The sequence below is a fragment of the Bacillus sp. ISL-55 genome, assembly GCF_018613155.1.
Taxonomy (GTDB): Bacteria; Bacillota; Bacilli; order Bacillales; family Cytobacillaceae; genus Mesobacillus.
This window is the reverse complement of record NZ_JAGGQU010000021.1, coordinates 74382-95484: the sequence shown is the minus strand read 5'-3', so window position 1 is coordinate 95484 and position 21103 is coordinate 74382. Positions and strand designations below refer to the sequence as shown.

The following is a 21103-nucleotide window of genomic DNA, read 5'->3' as shown; positions in this document are numbered from 1 at the left end:
GGAAGGTTTTCAAGTTACAAAAGCATATATCCCCTTAGTTCACATATTCCATTCTCTTGTCAGGAATGATAAGATATTCCTATATAATCATATGTCGAAATAAAGCGCTGTGTGTCGGCCCTTCAGCGCTTTATATCGTTGAATAGGTCGGGGTGAAATGAACTATGAGGACATTGGTTGAGACAGGTTTGGGGCACGTGAATACAGGAGAGTTTGACCTGGCTGTTCTCGATTCGCTTATCTATCAGGTAGCGGTTATTGACTTGCAGGGGACGATCATCGCAACAAACAGGGCTTGGAATGAATTTTGCCTTGAGAATGGCGGGACTCTTCAGCACTGTGGTCGAGGCGTGAATTATTTCCAGGCAGCCAATCAGGGAACCGTGCAGGGGATTGTTGAAGTGCTCTCAGGTAAAATAGATAAGTACCGGGAAGAATATCCTTGTCATTCTCCAAATGAGATGCGGTGGTTCATCATGACCGTTACACCATACAAGAAGAAACAAGAATCTGACCAGATCGATGGCGCCGTTATCATTCATTTGAATAACACCGATCGGAAGCTTCTTGCCCTTGCACATGAAAAGGAAATGGAACTTGCCAGGCAGCTGCAAAAAAGCGTCCTGGTACCTCCAATGAAGAGTATTGATATTGAGGTTGAGGGAGTGTATCTACCTTCTCATCAGCTATCGGGAGACATGTATGCCTGGTATCAAATCAATGATCACCAGTATGGAATCATTTTGCTCGATATCGTCGGTCATGGAATCACTTCCAGCTTGATCAGCATGTCAGTCAGGTCATTGTTGGAAGGCATCATAAAAAGAGCGAGTAACCCGATTGATGTCTATTTAGAACTGAACAAGCACTTCAATCAATTATTCCATTCGAAGGTGAAATATTGTACTGGTATCTACTTGCTGGTCGATACAAATAAAAAGTCAGTTCACTATTTCAATGCAGGAAGTCCGAATGGATTAGTATTTGGCAGGAATGGCGAAGCGGTGGAGTTGAATGTTAAAACTGTGCCAATCGGTCTGGCAGCACATCCGAACATCAAGGTTGGTTCAATCAACTACACGTACGGAGACATGATCTTTCTATTTACTGATGGTATTGCAGATACCCTGAAAGTGAGACCCTCAGAATGTGAGGATCTGCTAAAAAGAGAAGGACTGTTTAGTCTTCATCGTATGCGTCTTGAACATTTTGTCAAGGGCATTCTCGCGGGTGCTGAGCAGGCAGATGATGTTACAGTGGTGTCTGTGCGGCTATAATGTCGATACATCATAAGAAAAGGATGGGAGTTCAAGGCTCCCATCCTTCTTGGCTTCCGGTATTGCAAATCATAATCCATATCTTTAAGGGCTTTTTTGATCTTAGTAGCATTCACTTAACGCTTTTATGGATATTTTCGCTCGCTGTTTCATCTGTTTTCTATCAAATCATAAGCATAGGGAGAGAAGCTGCTAATACAGCCGCTTTTCTTTATTTTGTTTGCCGTCATCGGTTTATAGTAATAGTAACCCTGTGCCAGCTGGCAGCGGTTCTGTTTAAGGAACATCACCTGATCTGCTCTTTCGACTCCTTCACAAACACATTCCATGCCGATTTCCTCCACCAGCGCCATAATGGATTGAATGATGGCCTTGTCTTTCCTCCCATTAGTACCGTTGATATCGTGAATGAAAACACGGTCAATCTTTATTTTATCAATCGGCAACTGCCTGAAGTAGCTTAATGATGAATACCCAGAACCGAAATCATCCAGGGCAATGGAAACTCCTGTTTTTTTCAATTCTTGCAGTTTGATTGCGACTTGATCCAAATCATTTAAAAAGGCCTGTTCAGTAATTTCGAGTTCTAAATACTCAGGAGAGATTCCTGCTTCTTTTATTGCCTTGCTGTACAGAGTAGTGAAATCCTTGCTTTTAATGGAAACGGGAGAGAGATTGATAGAAAATTTAACTGGATGGTATCCTTCAATCATCCACTGATAAAATTGTTTTCCTGCTTCTGCAATAATCCACGTCGTTATTTCATCGATGATGCCTAAACGCTCGGCAATCGGAATGAACTCTGCTGGAGAAATCAATCCCAGATGAGTGTGGTGATAGCGCAATAAGACCTCGAGGCAATGAGTTTCACCAGTAAATACGTTGACTTGGGGCTGGTAGACGATTTGAAATTCTTTGTTAATAACCGCTGATTTCAACCCTTCCTCAAGTCTCATCATCCGAAGATAATTCTCCTCGATATCTGCCGTGAAAAATTGATACATATTGCGGCCGGATTCCTTTGCCTTATATAATGCTTGGTCAGCCTGGGAAATCAGCTTTTCGCATCGATCCGCCATTAATGGATAAACACTAATGCCAATGGAAGAGGTCGTTACAAATTCATGATCCTGTATTTTCCACGGTTCCTGAAGAGCGTTTATCAGCCTTTCGGCAGCCATGGTAATGTCTTCTCTTGAGGAAATTTGGGGCAACACGACCATGAATTCATCGCCGCCAAGTCTGCCGATCACATCAGAAGGACGAATCACTGCCTGGATTCGCTGTACGAATAGCTTCAGCAGTTCATCTCCGATATCGTGTCCCATTGTATCGTTGACCCATTTGAACCGGTCAAAATCCAAAAAGAGAAGGGCCACTTGCGAATCTGTTCTGCCAGCATCTCGCAGCGTTTCTTCAAGTAGCTGCTGAAAATACCTTCGATTCGGCACGCCTGTCAACGAATCATAATAGGCGTAGAACTCAAGCTTTTCCTTATGTTCTTTTTTCTCGGAGACATCCCGCGATACAACGATATAATGGCTTAATTTCCCCGCATCGTCCAATACGGGTGCGGTATTCGCCTCGACCCAGATATACTCCCCTTTTTTGTTCCTTTTCCTGTATTCCATTACCACTGGTTGGGGGTCATCATTATTCCTGAAAAAGTGTTCTCTGATTTTCTCCTGGTCTTCAGGGTGGATATAGAGGTCGAAACGACTTCCCTCCAGCTCCTCTGGTTTATATCCGAGCAGGACTTCATGTGAAGGTGAAGCATATTTTACAATTCCTTCAGCGTCTATCATCCTAATCAGGTCGTCGGAATTCTCGGCAATCAGCCTGTACTTGGCCTCTTGTTCTCTTACCTCTATTTCGGCTTTCTTCCTCAATGTCTCATCCCTTGTGATTGCGGTAAACGCTGTTACCTTTTGGTTTGCATCGCGCAAAGGAGTCAAAGTGACACTGACATCAAGAAATGCACCGTCTTTGCGGATAAATTGAGTTTCAATGATATTGATACTTTTTCCCTTAATTAATTCCTGCCGCTGCCGATCTTCTTCCTTTTTCAATTCGTCAGGGATGATTGGGAGTGGTTTTCCCAACAGCTCTTCGGCCTTCCAGCCATACATCTTTTCAAATGATGCATTCATATATAGGACATTTCCGTTTAAATCTGTGATGTTAACAGCATCCTTTGTGTTTGCAAGAAAGGATTCCAATCGCCCGTTTGTCTCTGTTAGTGAATCCTCTGTCCATTTCTCTTTTGTCAGGTCATGGACAATCAGATATTCGCCAATCGTTTTGGAATCCAGGATGAGGGGTACAGATTTAATGCTGACAAAGATATTCCCGCCATTCTTCGTACTGCACCAGATGGCTCCTGTTGACTCTCGTTGCGGAAGGTTCGTCTGAAAAGAAAATGAATTTCCATCATGTCTCACTAGAGATGAAAAGGGTCTGCCTTTGATTTCTTTTTTTTCATAGCCTGTCAATTCAGTGGCAGCAGGATTCAAATTGATAATCTGTCTCTTATCATTGAGGATGAAGATGCCATCCGGGTGGTTTTTGAATAAAGATTTATATTTCTGGCCTTTCAGCTTGACGTATCCAAACTGTTTCTCCCTATATAAGTAAAACAAAAATGGAAGGACCGCGATGATGGTAATGAAAATGGAAAATGCGGCTAAAACATATTCACTTACTGGCATAGCCATTGTCCATCCCTCCTAATGTTGTGGTAAATCTATCTTAATTCTCTTTTGGTGATCCGACAATGAGTCTATCTTAAAATGTCCTTATAAAGGGATGAAGTGTCCTAATCGCTAAAGTGAATGTGTCTTTTGAAAGAATTCCAAGTAGGTCTTCCTTCCTGAATTGACTTGAAGCAGAAAGAAGATGGGATTTGTGGCAGAGTTTGGTTAAAGAAACTACGAGGAGAAGTAAAACGTCCATTTCGGAATAGCTTTACGACATTTTAGGTGATCAAAATGACATTTCGGGATATGTATGTGTCATCTGCCAGTTAAATATTGTAATGTTTTTATACATATTAATGCACTTTGGATGTAGTGAAAAGGTCATAAATTACCATTAACTTACATGCGCGAAGGGTTAAAAAAAAGGTGGATTTATTGTAGGATAATAAAGGTGAATAGTTTTCACTATTAGCTTGTTGTTAATCCTCTTGATAAAGGTGATAGAAATGAATTCATTAGATGTGACTCAAATTGAATCTTTTTTAATAGAATGTATATCCGATAGTTTGATTGTGGTCGATCGAGAATTGAACTTAGTTTATGCCAATGAGGAAGCAAAAGAGCTGTTCTCATTGAACAGTTATGGAAATCATTTTTTAATGTTGCTTGATAAAGGTCCCGCGCAGATTATTGGGGAGAAGCTTTTGAAGGCGAAGCAACAGAACGAAGCGGTTTATTTTGATCTTTATTTGGATCGAAAAGAGCGGCTTTGGTTTGATGTGCATTTGTATCCATCTGACAAAGGCGCAACAATCCTTCTCAGAGATATCACGGCCAAGAAACAGGTTGAGGAAACGATTGAGCAACAAAATAATAAACTGCGGATTTTAAGTGAGGCGGCCAATCACATCCTGGTCAAACAGGAGCCGGGAGAGCTGTTGGAATCCTTGTTCAAAGAGCTTAACAGTTATTTGGATCTCGATGTGTATATCAACTATATGTTTAATGAAACGACGAAGCGATTGGATTTAATGTACTTTCATGGAATTGATGAACATGATGCAGAGGATATCCGCTATCTGGATTTAGGCATGGCTGTCTGCGGTACTGTAGCGCGCGATCAAATAAGAATTGTTGTAGAAAATATCGAACAATCCACTGATCCAAGAGTAACAATCGTGAAAGAGCTTGGGATAAAGACTTATGCGAGTTATCCGCTTCTCTCAGGCGGGAAGCTTCTTGGAACTCTTTCATTTGGATCCCGGAATCGAACAAGCTTTAGAGAAGAAGAACTAGAGCTATTGGACACGATATGCAGCCAGTTAGCTATCATGTTCGAACACACACTCCTTATCATGGAATTAACGAAGAAAAAAGAAGAAGCAGAAGCTGCAAATGCGGTAAAGAGCAATTTCCTTTCGATGATGAGTCATGAGTTAAGGACACCGTTGAATTCCATTTTGGGCTTTGCTCAAATCCTTCAGGATGATCCAAGCGAGCCTCCGACTATCAGGCAAAACCAAAAATTGTCCAAAATTATGAAATCCAGCCGCCATCTTCTTAACCTGATCAATGATCTGCTCGAATTGGTCAAGTCGGGTGTGCACGATCCGGAAGTAAAAAAAGAATCTATATCAGTGGAAAGCATTGTAAATGATGCATTGAAAATCCTCCAGCCGCAAGGAAAGGAAAAGGATATCCGGATTTATGACAGGACGCATTCCTGCTCGCATATCCATGTACTTGCGAATCGGACCAAAGTAAATCAGATCCTATTAAACCTGCTGGAAAATGCATTTAAATATACACCTGCAGGTGGGCAGGTTCTAATTGCCTGTCAGGTTGAAGGACAAAAGTTGAAGTTCTCAGTCACTGACAATGGTGTGGGTATCCCGAAAAAAGAGCAGGACAAGATTTTTGAATCCTTTTATCGAATTTTCCATCTTGAGAATAATATTGAAGGAACTGGGATTGGCCTGACACTTGTTAAGCAGCTTGTCGAGCAGATGGGTGGAAGTGTTGGCGTTAAAAGTGCTATTGGTTTTGGAAGCAGCTTCTGGTTCACTCTTCCAATTGACGGTGAAAAAGTTTCATATGATCATACGTATGAAACCAAGGGTAACAAAGAATTGGTTCTGGATGGGCTGGACGGGAAGATTTTATATATTGATGACAATTATAACGATCTTTCATTGCTTGAGACCATTTTTGAAAACCATTCTCGCGTGCAATTCATCTCTGTCCTGACAGGAAAGGAAGGAATGAGTCTAGTAACTGAAACTGTTCCTCCCAATCTTATTTTACTGGATATCCATCTTGCTGATATTCATGGGTTTGAAGTGCTTAAAAAGCTGAAAAGCGATCCTGAAACTCGTGACATCCCAATTATCGCTATCAGTGCGGATACAAGCAAGGAGACAAAATCCCGAGCAATAGAATTGGGAGTCTGTGAATTTTTAATAAAGCCACTGGATCTTACGGAATTGTTGATGACGATCAGAAAGTATCTATAGAAAGAAGGTAAAGAATGGAGCCCATCCGTGTCGTGTTGGTAGATGATCATGAAGACTCCATTGAAATATTGCGTTTTTTTATCAGTGGAATGAGTTCTTTTGAAATTGTTGGAGAATGTTCGAATGGGGAAGAACTGATTGAAGCCGTGATGCTTCAAAAACCCGATCTTGTACTGTCAGATATCAATATGCCGAAAAAGGACGGGATTCATGCCGTAAAGGACTGCTTATCTTTCCAGCCTAACCTGAAATTCATCTTTATCACTGGATATGATAATCATGCGATTACCGCCTTCCAGATGGCAGCCATTGATTATATTGTCAAGCCAATTGAAAAGGACCGGCTCCTCAAAGCGCTGGAAAAAGCAGAGAATGTGATTCGTTATGAACAAGGGAGCATCGAAAACGTTGTTAAGGAAAGGTCAATCAAGAATCTTGTAATAAAAGATCCTCAATGCACAAGATACATCCCGTTAGAGGATATATATTTCATTGAGAAATCAGGAAAGAAGTGTTTTATCCATACAGCGGATGAAATATATGAAACCTATGAAAATATTGGCAAACTATATGAAAAGTTGACGGATGATATCTTTTATTCTGCACATCGCTCTTTTATCATTAACTTGAAAAAAGTTACACATATCACACCGCACCATGAAACGTATATCGCTTATTTTCAACAATATGATCAGCAAGCCAGCATTTCAAAATTGAAAATTAATGATGTGAGAGAAAAAATCGCTTCACTTTAGCAGGGTTCGTTTAAGAATCACACTTAAAAGAGTTAAAAGAGGCTCTCCTAACGGGTAACTGGAAGAACCAGATGCCCTAAGGAGAGCATCGTTTTACATTCATCGTTTTTGTATGTCAGTACACTCAACAGCTGAATGCTTTTCATCCATCATCACATGGATCAGAACATCCAGCTCCTGGCTGCATTTTATTACTTCACTGGAACTCATCCCATGCAGCTTAGAAAGCTCTATCATCTTTTTGCGATTCAATTCAATCAGCGTCGTCAAATGGCTCATAGCTAAGTCACTCCTTTTAGTTGTAAGTGGTATGCCCCAGGGTCTATCTATTAAGTTACATAATATCAAAAATATTCCTTTCGTTAAGCCGCTAGCATTCAAATGACGGATTCATTGCCTGATATGTCATAATATCGGTGTCACATGCGTAAATGATGCTGTCAAAAGTGCCAATATCGAAAGACTGTGTTAGGAGAACTTTTTATGACGGTAACCCCATCCTATCTGCCAGAAATCGTCGTGCTCTCGATCATTGTTTCAGTGATATCCTCTTACTTTGGATTGACCCAGCTTAATAAAACCTACCGTAATAAAAGTGATTATGGCTCTTCTACACTAGTAAAAGGAGCAATCATATCAGGTGCAGGTATATGGACCATGCATTTTATCGCAATGCTCAGTTTCTACCCATACACCCCTGTTAGCTACAACATATGGATTATTATGTTGTCTTTATTGATTGCTATTTTCATGAGTCTCTTGTCCTTTGCCCTTGTCCTTCGCTCTGAAGGGGAAAAATGGCTTCTTTTTCATAGCTCAACCAGTCTGGCATTAGGGGTTGCGATCACCCATTACGCTGCCATGGGAGCGATGAGAATGGGCCATGATGTCGACTATCAGTTGGAGTATGTACTGGCATCCATTCTGATTGCGATTATTTTTTCCTATGGAGCATTCATCTTCACGTTTGCAAATTCTATAAAAAAATTACAATCCAAGCAATCGCTCATTCTCGGGACTCTTCTCCTCGCTATCGCTATTTCCGGAATGCATTATACCGGCATGTATGCCATGGAAATCCATCAAGAATCGAGCAGTCTGAAACCGAATGAGATTTATATTCCAAATGACGCTTTCACGATTACGGCTGATACACTCGCATTATGGCTTGGCTTGTTTACACTGTTTTTCTTCATTGTCATATTAGCCATTGCCATTAAGGCTAAAAACAACTTTGAGAAGAAGCTGAGATATTCTGAGTTGCAGTACAGATCCTTGATAGAAAACAGTCCTTATACGGTCATTGCTTTTGATATTGGACTTAAAATCACCAGTGTGAATCCTAAGGGGAAAGAAGAATTGAGGGTTGAGAGCAATGAAATAGTCGGCATGTCCCTTTATGATTTGTTTGTAGAGCAGGAGAAACTACGGAATATTATCGAAAACTTGACTACAGAAGGTCCGCTAGAGCATGCACTTAAGATAAAAACCATGGATGGTAGACAACTCCCGATGGCGATCACTTTTGTGCCCGTCATTATTGACCAGAAAATCGAGGGTTTTTTTGCCGCTGGTAAAGATATATCTGAATTGATTCAATATAGAGAGCGGATTAAGAAGGTACAGAAGGAATTGCTCGATACGGTCCGATTGCAGCAGGGGATGATCTTCAAGTACATCAATTATAACGGCCATTTTATCCATACATTAGGTGATGGGGAGTTGTTGAGAAGGCTGGGGGTTGAACCAGGGATGTTGATAGGCAAATCATTATATGATTTGTTCCCCTATGAAATGGCCGCAAGGAAATCGAAAATCTACCAGGAAGCTTGGGAGGGCAAAGTCGCTCATTATGAAGGTAATATCAATGGGGTCGACTACTTTGCAAGTTTAACTCCTGTTTTTAAAAATGGACAAGTAATTGAGGTCATTGGATCTGCTGCCGACATCACCGAGCGGAAGCGAATTGAAGCCAGCCAGAAGCGAAATGAACAATGGTATAGGAATCTGCTAGGAGTAATGACTGAAGGAATTCTGTTATATGATGAAAATGACCAGATGACAGTGTTAAACGATAATGTGTATGACATTTTTGAAATGGATAAAGAAACGTTCCATGCCCAGTCTTTGGCCGATAACGAAATTGTGTTTATCGATGAAGCAGGGGAGATTCTTACAATGGAACAATATCCTATTGTCCAAACATTCAGGACTGGTAAGTCTTTTAAGCAAAAGACACTTGGAATCAAAAAGAAAGATGGAAGGGTTACCTGGATTAACACTTCCACCAAATTGCTTGAACCATTTGAGCCAGGGGACTTGGCTAAAGTTTTGCTTACTTTTTCGGATATCACACTGCAAAAAGAACAAGAAATGAAGCTCACTGAATCTGATGCGCTGAGGAAAACGATTCTGAATAGTCTTCCGGTCGGGGTCTTGGTCGAGAATATTGACCGGAATATCGTCCTGGCGAATGATTTCTTCAGGAAACTGTTTAAAATTGAGAAAACTCTAAGTGAAATAGCAGGGGAGGCTTCGACTCCATTCCACTTATCTTTGTTGTCTGATCCTGAACGCAATCAGCAAGATATTACTGATATCATACAGAATCAGCGTCCGCATGAAGAGGAGATCGCCACTGCTGATGGCCGGACACTAAGGCGAAAGTATGTACCATTTTATATGGATAATGAATTGAGGGGGCATCTCTGGACGTTTGAAGATTATACCGAACGAAAGCAAATTGTCCAGGAATCTATTTTTGCGAAGGAAGAAGCGATCAAGGCCAATGATGCCAAGTCGACGTTCCTGTCCAATATGAGCCATGAATTGCGTACCCCGCTGAATGGGATCCTTGGTTTTTCACAGCTGCTGGAAATTGATGAAAAGCTTAATGGACAGCAAAGTCTATATGTCGATGAAATCCTTAAGGGCGGCAGGCATCTTCTAGATTTAATTAATGAAATTCTTGATCTTTCCAGAATTGAGACCGGCAAATTGAAAGTGGCGTTTAAATTAATCAATGTCAATTCTTTGATTGAGGAGTGCATAAGTCTTGTCAGCCCAGCAGCGCAAAAAAGGAGGATTTCAATTGAAACTCATTTATCTGGCTGCCAGGATGCTTATGTCAAAATTGATGAAATCCGTTTTAGGCAGATCATACTGAACCTATTGGATAACGCGTTGAAGTATAACCGTGAAGCGGGGACCATCACGATAAAGTGCCTTAACAAAGATGGATTCCTTGAAATCCATGTGTTGGACACGGGGATTGGGATCGCTGAAGATCATCTATTTGATATTTTTGAACCATTTTTCAGAGTAGGCAACACGACTGCCGAGGGAGCTGGGATAGGTTTATCACTTGTAAAGAAACTGACGATGCTGATGGGGGGCAATGTCGGTGTCGTCAGTGAAGTTGGGAAGGGCAGTGATTTTTGGATCAGTCTGCCGGTTGTCCGCCAATCTGCTTTCAAACAGGGGAGAATTGTTGAAGAGCCCCCACTTCTAATACAAAATGGAGACAAGAAGAAGATCGTGTATATTGAAGATAATCCATCCAATATTGAATTGATGGAACATGTCATGAAGCAAATACCTAACATTAAGCTCAGTACAGCACGGAGTGGGAGGGAAGGGATCCAGCTTTTGGAAGAGGACAAACCAGATGTCATCTTGTTGGATATACAGCTTCCGGATCTAAACGGTTTTGAAGTCCTGGAGCAGCTGCAATCGAAAGGACTTGTAAAAGAACTGCCGGTCATCGCAATCAGTGCGAATGCAATGCCCGCAGATGTGGATGCTGCTTTAAAGGCAGGTTTCAATGAATATATTACGAAACCAATCAATATCTCCAGCCTATTAAAATGCCTTTCTGACTATCTGTGAATGGCTGACTGAAAAAACAGGACCTACGTGACTTAGATTCAGAATATTAAATGTGGATTCTAAAACTTTATATATGAATCTCTGTTCAAACTATTCTTTAAAAACCGCTGTACTGCAAATTGGCAGTACAGCGGTTTTTTATTTCTCCAATTAAAATGTACGTATTGCTGCAGGTGTAGCTGATGGATGATACAGAAGTATAGAAGGGCACCAATACTAAAAAAAATGACGCTCACCAAAAGGCCCGCTATTCAGAAAAATGTCGTTAAATGTACCATTTGTGTCTTATTCTGTCAGTTTATCAGGGTGAGATGTCTTGATATACACCTGATATGTCCTTTGGTGATTAGACAATATATAGGACTAAAGTTACATTTATTGTATACCTGATTATCACTATTAATATATTCGAATTGAAGGAGGGGAAATCATGAGGATGTTAAATAAAGCGGACATTAGGCATATCTATCAGCCAATGTGGAATCTGGATGGATGGAAAGTATTTGGATACGAAGCCTTGATGAGAATCTCAAATCGCGCAAATGTGGAAATAGAAAATGTTTTTATTGAAGCAAGAATGAAAGGCCGATTATTTGAACTGGATACAATCGCAATCGAGAGTGCCATCAGACATTTCCCGCTGCATATACTTGAAGAAGGACTCCTATTTATTAATTTTTTCCCCTCTACTTTGATGGATGAACGGTTTTTAACTTTTGTTATGAATTTGATAGATCAATACTCAATTCGGCCAGAAAATATCGTTTTTGAATTGAATGAGACGATAGAAGAAGAGCATATATGGAATTTGCCCGAATTTAAAGAAAGAATGGCCACTTTAAGGGACATGGGATTTAAAGTCGCACTTGATGATATAGGCAAAGGTGCGGCTACAATACAGAAAATAGTTGAATTTTCTCCAGATTATATCAAACTTGATCGTTACTTCTCAGAAAACCTATCGACTTCCAAAGAAAAACAAGAAATGATCACATTACTTATTGAATATGCCAAGCAGAAAATGGGCCTGATTTTAGAAGGCATTGAAACTGATGTTGATTTGGCGTATGCCAAGATGATTCGTGTTCCTGTCGTACAGGGCTATCTGCTTGGCAGGCCACAACGGATGGATGAGCCATCCGGTTTGTCCATGAAAGCATTGAATTTTTAATAGATGACAGAACAAGATAAACGGCAGCAGAACAGCCACTTTTTTTAAAGTGGAAATAGAAACAATCATGAAAGTAGGTGAAAGAAAATGACCGGAAAATATACAATACCTAAAACGAACATAAAGGAAGCGACATTCAGTGAATCTAAACTGACTATTGGTAAAAAGGAACAAAATATTAAAATTAGCCACCTGGCAGAATTTCGTTATTTTCGTGAGGAAATATATGCGGCAACTGAAAAGAAGATGCTCCTTGTAACAGAACAGGAAATCAAAGAGCATAGTGTGGGAAGGCTTCTCTTCTTTAAAAAATTGAGAACGACAAAAGATATTCCCAAGACGCGAGAAATGCTGAGTAAGGTTTTAGAGACGAAAAATGTAGAAGATGGCTGTTACATGAACATGCTGCTTGCTGTTTCAGAACTGACCACGAATGTCATTAAGCATGCTGAGCGAGGCAGTATCATGGTCATTGAAACAGACGAAGAATATATTTGCTTGATTCAGGACAAAGGACCAGGCTTCGAGCTGAGAGATTTGAAGGATAAAACACTGGCTGCTGGTTACTCGACAAAAGATTCTCTTGGGTTCGGGTTTAGCATCCTCCTAAAACTGACGGATCAGCTTTTATTAGCTAATACAGACCATGGTTCGATCATCGCAGCCAAGTTCCGGAAGGATGCAAGTGACAGAATTTTTTATGGTGACCCGTTCCCATTGGCAAAATAAAAGCAGCGGATTTGGGACTTTTATAGAAGGGCAGAGGGAAAATGAATCAATCCATTCTTTCTAGAGGTAAAGATGTCATTGAAGCGGTTGATATTGGATTAGAGATTCTAAAGACAGACCGAAATCAAGTATCTATAGAAATCGTTCAGCATGAAAAAAAAGGATTCCTTAAGCTCGGCACTCAGCCAGCCATTGTTAAGATCACAAAGATAGAAAGTAACGAGCCCCTCCAGAATCAGAAAGATGCTGCCCCCGATGAAAATCAGACGGGCCGGAAGCTATCCCTCATTCATGAAATGGAAAAGGCAATAAACGAACTGCATGTTGAAGAAATCGAAATGAATGAACGGAAAAACAGGGATGATGATGATTTAGATAAAACCGAAGAGGAACAAACAGCAGGCAAGGTGTGGGTCAGGGACGGCATTCTCTATGGAAAACCCTCGGCTTTCCAGTATCCGACGATTACACCGGGGAAGCATGTGAAAATTTATAAAAATCAGGAGCCTGTCACGGAAACGACCCTTGTGACGGGCTCTGACAGGTTTGAGATAAAAACAGAAGAAGAAACAAAGGAAACAAAATGGCATATTACTTGTGATTCGCACTATCTCAATGTCACCTTGCATGTTGAGCCGGGGATGAAAAAGTATTACAAAGTTGTGGATCAAGACCCTGACACTCATCTCGTCATTGAGTCGGAGGAAATCATTGATATACAGAATGAGTTGGAATATAAGGTCATTTTAGGCGAGCTTGAGAGATTAAAAGTCGTACATGGTTTCAACCATGCTGAAATCATGAAGGCGATCCATGCGGAAGAACAGGGGGACTTCATTATTGCCTCTGGCACTAAACCCAAAGAGGGAAAACATGGGGTGTATGAGCTTTTGGTGAATACAAGCCGGATGAAAGGTCCGCAGCAACGTTCGGACGGGACCATGGATTTCAGGGAGGTACAGATCATTCCAACAGTCAACAAAGGACAAGTGATCGCTGTCATCCATCCCCCGATTCCTGGAATCCCTGGAGTAAGTGTATCCAATACACCCATTCCCCCAGAACCTACTTATCCATTGATTGTCCAGGCTGGTAAAGGAACGGCCCTGATCGAGGAAGGAAATAAGGTTGTGGCTACCGAAACAGGGAGGCCTATGGTAGAGCAACGGGGGCTACTGGCAAAGTTCTCAATCATTCCAAAACTTGTGCACTACTCTGATGTGGATATTACCTCGGGCAATATTCGTTTCAAAGGAGACGTTGACATACTGGGAAACATCGAAGAGGGAATGGTCGTCGAAGCTGATGGCCATATCAATATCCTACACAATGCAAATAAGGCTATTGTTTCTTCGAAAAACTCCATTATTCTCCAGAAGAATTCGATTGGCAGCACACTGTCTGCCGGTAAACACAATATTTTTGAATCTGAAATGATCAATCTGCTGGCTATCATTCTTGAAGAATTCAAGAAACTGCTGAATTCTATTCATCACCTGCTGCTTTTGCCGGCTTTCAAAATGACTGATTTTCAGAAAAAAGGGCTATATCCAGTCATCAAGCTTTTGTTGGAGCAAAAATTCAAAACAATCATTCCGCCCACAAAGCAATTAATTGAAGTCTGCACGCAAGGCAGCCATGTCCTTGGACTAGAATGGATGACGATTGCTGAACAGCTTAAACTTAGCCTTTTATCGAGCATTACGAATGAGTACCACTCGATGCACCGGCTGGAGGAGCTGGCAGAGCGGATGGAACTGCTGATTGAAAAGCATAAAAATCTAAATGATGATGATTGCCAGATTTCAATGATGTATGCCATCAACAGTACCATCTATTCAGGAGGGAACGTGTCCATCCATGGGCAAGGGTGTTATAATTCAAAAATACATGCAGGTGGAATGTTAGTGGTATCAGGGGTTCTACGCGGTGGCGAGGTCTATGCCCGCAAAGGAGTTTCCATAAAGGAAGCGGGTTCGGATGGGGGAGCGGTAACGAAGATAATGGTACCGGCCAATAAGAAAATATTGATCGATCTAGCCAATGAAGGTACAGTCATTCAGATTGGAAAAGTAAAATACACCTTCCAGGAACTGCAGAAGAACATAACAGCCTTTTTAGATGAAAAAGGAAAATTGTGTTTCTAAATAGAAGGTTGTTTTCGTAAAGATTGTAGTTAAAATCCTAAAGCCGATTTTAACGTGATAAAAAGCCATTTTATTGTTCGGTATTGAGTGTGCAAGCTCTTTTCTCATAATAAGTTTTAATTTTATGAATAAACATAGTTCATCCAATCCTATTTTGTAGTTTATAGCAACGAAGTTTGAGAAAAGAGCCAAATAGAAAGAAGGGGAACATATATGTTTTCATATAATATTGAAGCGAATGAAAATGAAGTAAGTGTTAAGATGTTCGGGGATTTGGATATAGATGTTACGGAGATGGTAGAACAGGAAATTCTGCCTCGACTGATCCCTTATCAGACTGTTACCCTGAACTTAGGTTCCGTTCCCTTTGTGGATTCGACTGGTATCGGTGTTTTGATCAATCTTGTTGAAACTTTGAGAAGCAGCGGTGAGGAACGACAAATTTTTATCAAGGAAGTACAACCACTGGTGCAAGAGGTCTTCGAGATGATTCAATTGAAAGAGATTTTGGGCGAAGAGGTTTTAGTGTAGCCTATTGGGAAATGACATTTCCAGCAGCTTATCCGCGGTCGCGTTTTGTCGAAATTTTTGATATTATTGGTATTATTGGTATAAAGCGTATTCAATAAGTATCTGTCTCATACACCTTTTTGAGAGCATTTGCCTGATGAGCAAATGCTCTTGTAATAGAGAGAAAGAGGGATAATGATGGAAAAAATAAAAATGATCATTGCTGATGATGATTCCTCATCGAGATTGTTACTGGAGCATATGATTAAAGTATTTTCAGATTTTGAGATCATCGGAGAAGCCACTAACGGAGAAGAACTACATCAGCAGGCAATAGAGTTAAAACCGGATTTGGTACTCGTTGATATAAACATGCCAGGCCTGACAGGGCTTGAGGCTGTGAAATTGTGCAAAGAAACCATGCCATCTCTTCAAGTCATTTTTACAACTGGTTACGAGGAGTTTGCTGTTGAAGCTTTCAATATGTCTGCAGTTGATTATTTAGTGAAGCCGATTGATCGGACTAGACTGTTCATCGCATTAGATAAAGCAAAGAAAGCGATCCAATTGGAACGGACACTCTCCCAGAAATCAAAACATTATAATAAACTGTCGATTAAGTCGAATAATAGTTTTTTATATATACATATTGATGAAATTCTTTACATTGAGAAAGAGGGAAGGAAGACGATTCTGCATACGAAAGACGATCGCCATGAAACGACAGAATCGTTAGCAGATCTCGAAAGGCTGCTGCCAGACTATTTCTATAAGACACATCGCTCCTATTTAGTTAATCTCTCCAGGATTACACGCATTGAGCCTTCTGGTGAGACTTATTTAGCCTATTTCGCTAACACGAAAAAAAATGCATACATATCCAAATTGAAAATTAACGAGGTCCAAGAACAAATTGAGATGAAAAAATAAGAAAATATCAATTTTATAGAAGGAAACTCGCCTTGCATGTAGAAATATAATCTCTATGCGAAATATTGGGAAAATTTTAATTAACTAGGTAACGGGGGATAAATGGTGAAAATGGCTAATCGATACATAGAATTGATTGATAAATATCAATCTATGCTAGACCGCGATTTGACAATTGAAGAAATCCAGTTCGTTAAATGGGTTGTGGCAAAAGAATTCAACCAACATGCTGATTATACTTTTACCAACATAAAAGAAAAACTCATCGATGAAGCTCCTGTGTTATCCAGCATCATGTAATTCCCTCATTTGATTGAACAACTCACTTCATTCTGCAAATTCCAACAAATGGTACTATTCGTGAATGCTAAGTTTACAGGCTTCTCTAGCAGCGTTTTTGATGGCGTTTTGTTTTGCTGTTCCAACGCCGTACTTAAGCTACAATGTAATACCAGAAAGCAAAGACACTGCCGCTAAGCAGTGTCTTTGTTAATGATTTTTGATCCCCATGACCAACTTGCCATTTTGTTTGGTTGAATCGTTTTGGAGTTGGAACTCTATTAACATGCATGTCCCCTCTGAAGCTGTGTGAATTTGCACTCCATCCGAGTAATTTCCTATCAAGTTGAAACCTCGTCCCAATGACCTTTTACTAGAGTAACCTGCAATCAGGATAGCAGTCGGTATCTCATGCAGAGGGATGCCAGACCCACGATCGGAAAGAAGAAGCTGAAGTTTCGTTGAGCTATGGTAAATAGCGAACCGGCCATCTGATGCATGCTTGACGATATTTGATGTTGCTTCTGAAACAGCTACTAATGCCTTCATATTCGAGATTGTCACCGGATATTGCTCGAGTATTTCCTTCATGAATGCGCGGCTTTTCGGAACATCTGACGCACTTCTTATGCACATCTCACCAACTAAATCTCCTAATTGTCCTTGGAGAATTTCAATGGAGGTAAGCAATTTGATCTTTCCTTGAGAGAAGACGTTAATTACGTTAACATAGGACTCCAGAACGCTCATCTCAAGTGTTTTCCTGTACTCCATATACGGAGTTATATTATGGACGAACACAACGACATCCTGACTTGAAACAGGGAGTGCATGAAGATAATAGAGTTCTTGATGATGGACACATGTTTCAAGAACGGCTCCTTTTCTTTTAAGAGCTGTCTCAGCCAGTTCCTGAACAAATTCATGGGACGGTTTTCCCCTTTTATTGAACACGACTCCATTTTTGACAAGAAGGTAGAAGGTTTCCCCGATTTGTGTGTATGTATCTGTTTCATGATAGATGTCCTCGGATGTTTCCGAAACTTCAGTCAATTCCTCGCGCACTAACTCCTTTTCCAGGCTTATAAGCATTTCCTCTATATGCGATAGGGTGATTTTCTCCACTAGCTTAGGGTCCAGAACTGTTCCGCTTTTATCATTGATTAAATTCAAGACGGTTTCTGGGTCCTGATGGCGTTGTAGGAGATGTTCCAATTCATTGCCGGTGGCTAGAATTCGCGCACCCAGAGGGATGTCTGCACCTGCCAATCCCGAAGGAAAACCATCTCCATCCCAGCGTTCATGATGATGCAGGATCCATTTGGAAAAAGACTCCTTTGGGAACATCGTTTTTACAATTTCCATGGCCTTTTCGGGATGTTTCTTATATTCACGTTCTTCTGATAAGGTGAGCGCGCCTTTTTTTCTGAAAATATGCGAAGGCAAAATGGCTTTTCCAATATCATGGATGATGGCTGCCTGGATAAGATCATGGCGCTTGCGTTTGGGATAAGCGAAATCGTCAAGCAGGACCTCGCATATCGCAGCAACCCTGCTTCCGTGACCAGTTAAATCGGATTTGATACGTCCCTCCATAACCTGTATAAAAGCGTTGGAAGTGGCCTTTCGCAGCTCAAGCTGTTTAATATACTCATGAGAAAAAAAGATGACAATCAGCAGGAAGAACAAAGTGTAGATCATTAAATGAATCAGTTCGATTTCCCCTGAATGGGCAGTGAACATTGTCAGGACAAAGATACTGATCAAGATTGGAATGATCAGTTCGATAAATTTTTGTTTGAAATGGCTAAACATTCTTTTGCCAAAAACAGTAGCTTCGATGCCTTCGATGAAAAGAAAGTTGGCGAATTCAAAAGTGATGGCGGCAAAGGCTATTTCGATGTAGTTATGTTGCCATTCAATAAAGTGGATAGCACTGCTGGCAATCAATAAAGAACCGGAATACATCCCAATGGTGACGAATAAGCGGATGGGATGGGGAGCCCCTCGTCTTATGTTTTTTAAATAATAAGCAAAAGCGGCAAGGTAAATCGCTAAAATTGAATGTGAAAACCCGCTGTACAGCAATAAAAATAAAAAGCCGATGCTTCCTGCTGAGTAGTGATCACCACTTGGAAGGCGAAGGGGAAGAACTTCAAGGATGATGACAATAATCACAGCAACTATGAAAACATTGTTATCTACCCACTGGATTTCCGATATGGAGTAAATGAGGGCAGCAAAAGCTAATATGACTAGACTGATAGTATACCAATTGATGAGTTTCATATGCTCCCTATTTCCCCCATACAGTGGAATTAAGATAAACAAGTGTGATTATGCCTGTGCCTACTAAAAGATCCCCTGGACTTAATACATATTTCAAGACGGGTATCCAGTCGCCGAGAATCCAGGTAAAAGTGGAGTCCATCAGCTGGTGTCGAGAATCATTCCCGAGGGAGGATACATCCTGTCCTGTCAGAGTCATCGCTTTTTCGGAGACAGGCATCAGGCCGCCATGTAACAGCAAAGCGAGTAAATTCAAGGTGGAGCCTGCCAGTATGAACTTAAGTCCTGGGATTTGACGATTTTTCCATAGCCACAGGATGATACCTGAAAAAGTAGCGATCAGCACCAATTCCAGCTTTACCGCTGTCCTTATAGTGAAAAAAGCCAGGGCAATTTGTGCACCAAAGCTGACAATGATGAGAAGAGGCCATTGAAATTCAACATTTTTAAAGAATGTTAGTGGGTTTTTTTTAAGAGAAAATGTGATGACAAATGCCAGCAATAAAAAATATTTCAATTTCAATGACCTCCTTTGAATTTCAAATCCATTTTTGTACTCAATAGCAACAAAGTTTTAGAAAAGAGCCTAGAAAATAAAGACTTGGATGATTATCATGCCGGCCGTCAGGAAAATCACCAAGTCTTTATCTGGATCTTACCACCAAGGCTTTCCAACAACCGGACCTAGAGCCAGGGCGATCAATGCAGCAATCTGAAGAGTGTACTTTACCTTTGCCTTCATTATTAACACCTCCTTTCAAAGGTTCATTGACAATCATCAACCAGTGAAACAAAATTAATGTGCCATTCGTCGGATCGTCACCAGCGTTACATCGTCTCGCTGATCGAAATTCGAGAATGATAGTACTTGCTCAGTAATGGTTTTTACTAATGAAGGGTAGTCAGAGTGCTGGTTTATCATTTTGATTATTCTGTCTTTTCCGAACTGATTTCGCTGATCATCCATTGCCTCCAAGATACCGTCAGTGTATATACAGACATAATCATTGGGTCCAAGAATCACTCTCTCTTCTGTATATTTACGGTTAGGCAGGAAACCGATCGCAATTCCATTTGCTTTCAGGAATTCGCTAGGATGTTTTTCCCTCTTCAGAATCGCACTTGGATGCCCGGCGGATGCGTAGGTAAATGTGTTTTCAGCTAAATCATACATTCCGCAAAATAAGGTCGCGAAGGACTTGAGCAGTTTTAAATCTTCATATAAAATCATGTTCACTTTCTGCAATAATTCAGAGGGGCTCGAGCTTTGAGGAACGAGCGTCCGGATCGCGGTTCTAAGCATCGCCATTTTAGCGAAAGCAGGAATTCCCTTTCCCATCACATCACCCGTGAACACCCAATATCTCTGTTTTTCCTCTTCATAGATAAAACCATAATAATCTCCCCCTAAATAATGGGCTGGAATAGAGACACCTTTGCATTCTAGAGATTCACAAGCAGGGGGCTCGTGCTGGAGCAGGACACTTTGGACATTGGCTGCTTCCTTCAAATCAGCACTTAGTCTGTTTTGTTGTATATATTTATTTGTGTTTTTTTCTTCGGAATGGATCATCATTGGCTATAAACTTCCTCTAGTATTATGAATGCTCCCATTTCTTCCATCACCTCATGGACAACAGGCTGAAAATCGGAAATGGTTAAAGTGCGGCCATTCTCTTTCCAATCCATGACTTTCCTGATCAATAAACCAATTCCAGAAGAATCAATAAAAGATACTCCATTCAGATTCACATTGCATTCAGGAGCTGAAATCGAATCGATCTTTTGGATAACGGATTCGATTGTGAAAATGTCTAATTCTCCTTCAAGGAAGACATTAACCTGATCATTGACACTCTCTTCAGTCATCTTAAAAGACATTTCTCATCACCTTTCATGAGTTCCGGGTAATAATACCT

Annotated in this window: 16 protein-coding genes; 10 read left to right on the top strand and 6 right to left on the bottom strand. The window is 40.7% G+C overall.

The annotated features are described in order from the left end of the window. The first annotated feature begins 164 nt into the window (after positions 1–164). Positions 165–1277: a SpoIIE family protein phosphatase gene (locus J7E32_RS11460; protein WP_214907361.1), complete on the top strand. Its 1113-nt coding sequence runs from the start codon at positions 165–167 to the stop codon at positions 1275–1277. 149 nt (positions 1278–1426) lie between these two features. Here J7E32_RS11460 and J7E32_RS11455 read toward each other — a convergent pair whose 3' ends face one another. Next, positions 1427–3991, bottom strand: coding sequence for a sensor domain-containing protein (locus tag J7E32_RS11455; RefSeq protein WP_214907359.1), 2565 nt, complete (start codon positions 3989–3991; stop codon positions 1427–1429). A 488-nt stretch (positions 3992–4479) separates the two neighbouring features. Here J7E32_RS11455 and J7E32_RS11450 point away from each other — a divergent pair, with 488 nt between their 5' ends. Both J7E32_RS11450 and J7E32_RS11445 read left to right on the top strand, forming a co-directional pair. Further along, the gene (locus tag J7E32_RS11450; RefSeq protein WP_214907356.1) at positions 4480–6486 is read left to right on the top strand and encodes an ATP-binding protein; all 2007 of its coding nucleotides are present in this window, start codon (positions 4480–4482) and stop codon (positions 6484–6486) included. Between the two features lie 14 nt (positions 6487–6500). Further along, the gene (locus J7E32_RS11445) at positions 6501–7241 is read left to right on the top strand and encodes a LytR/AlgR family response regulator transcription factor (RefSeq protein WP_214907354.1); all 741 of its coding nucleotides are present in this window, start codon (positions 6501–6503) and stop codon (positions 7239–7241) included. 99 nt (positions 7242–7340) lie between these two features. Here J7E32_RS11445 and J7E32_RS11440 read toward each other — a convergent pair whose 3' ends face one another. Further along, positions 7341–7520, bottom strand: coding sequence for an aspartyl-phosphate phosphatase Spo0E family protein (locus J7E32_RS11440; RefSeq protein ID WP_214907352.1), 180 nt, complete (start codon positions 7518–7520; stop codon positions 7341–7343). 204 nt (positions 7521–7724) lie between these two features. Between J7E32_RS11440 and J7E32_RS11435 the strand changes: the two genes are divergently transcribed. From J7E32_RS11435 to J7E32_RS11405, 7 genes are all read left to right on the top strand, one after another. After that, positions 7725–11129: an MHYT domain-containing protein gene (locus J7E32_RS11435; RefSeq protein ID WP_214907350.1), complete on the top strand. Its 3405-nt coding sequence runs from the start codon at positions 7725–7727 to the stop codon at positions 11127–11129. A 436-nt stretch (positions 11130–11565) separates the two neighbouring features. Beyond that, positions 11566–12300 carry an EAL domain-containing protein gene (locus tag J7E32_RS11430; protein ID WP_286183020.1) on the top strand — a complete coding sequence of 245 codons (735 nt, stop codon included), beginning with the start codon at positions 11566–11568 and terminating at the stop codon, positions 12298–12300. A gap of 87 nt (positions 12301–12387) precedes the next feature. Further along, positions 12388–13029 carry an ATP-binding protein gene (locus J7E32_RS11425; protein WP_214907346.1) on the top strand — a complete coding sequence of 214 codons (642 nt, stop codon included), beginning with the start codon at positions 12388–12390 and terminating at the stop codon, positions 13027–13029. 41 nt (positions 13030–13070) lie between these two features. Then, positions 13071–15176 carry a flagellar assembly protein A gene (locus J7E32_RS11420; protein ID WP_214907344.1) on the top strand — a complete coding sequence of 702 codons (2106 nt, stop codon included), beginning with the start codon at positions 13071–13073 and terminating at the stop codon, positions 15174–15176. Between the two features lie 213 nt (positions 15177–15389). After that, entirely contained in the window at positions 15390–15707 is a 318-nt protein-coding gene (locus J7E32_RS11415) for an STAS domain-containing protein (protein ID WP_214907342.1), read from the top strand. Between the two features lie 174 nt (positions 15708–15881). After that, on the top strand, positions 15882–16616 hold the full coding sequence (locus J7E32_RS11410; protein ID WP_286183017.1) for a LytR/AlgR family response regulator transcription factor: 735 nt from the start codon (positions 15882–15884) through the stop codon (positions 16614–16616). Between the two features lie 102 nt (positions 16617–16718). After that, positions 16719–16916: a hypothetical protein gene (locus tag J7E32_RS11405; protein WP_214907340.1), complete on the top strand. Its 198-nt coding sequence runs from the start codon at positions 16719–16721 to the stop codon at positions 16914–16916. Positions 16917–17105: 189 nt separating this feature from the next. Here the strand turns inward: J7E32_RS11405 and J7E32_RS11400 are convergent, their stop codons facing one another. From J7E32_RS11400 to J7E32_RS11385, 4 genes are all read right to left on the bottom strand, one after another. Next, positions 17106–19184 (bottom strand): HD domain-containing phosphohydrolase, encoded by a 2079-nt coding sequence (locus J7E32_RS11400; protein ID WP_214907338.1) that lies wholly within the window; start codon positions 19182–19184, stop codon positions 17106–17108. 7 nt (positions 19185–19191) lie between these two features. Beyond that, a complete protein-coding gene (locus J7E32_RS11395; protein ID WP_214907336.1) occupies positions 19192–19701 on the bottom strand; it encodes a DUF5317 family protein in 510 nt (169 codons plus the stop codon). Positions 19702–19980: 279 nt separating this feature from the next. Then, complete coding sequence (locus J7E32_RS11390; protein ID WP_214907334.1) at positions 19981–20760, bottom strand: PP2C family protein-serine/threonine phosphatase; 780 nt, start codon at positions 20758–20760, stop codon at positions 19981–19983. Next, entirely contained in the window at positions 20757–21065 is a 309-nt protein-coding gene (locus tag J7E32_RS11385; protein WP_214907332.1) for an STAS domain-containing protein, read from the bottom strand. The genes J7E32_RS11390 and J7E32_RS11385 overlap by 4 nt, the downstream gene beginning before the upstream one ends. Positions 21066–21103: the final 38 nt, after the last annotated feature.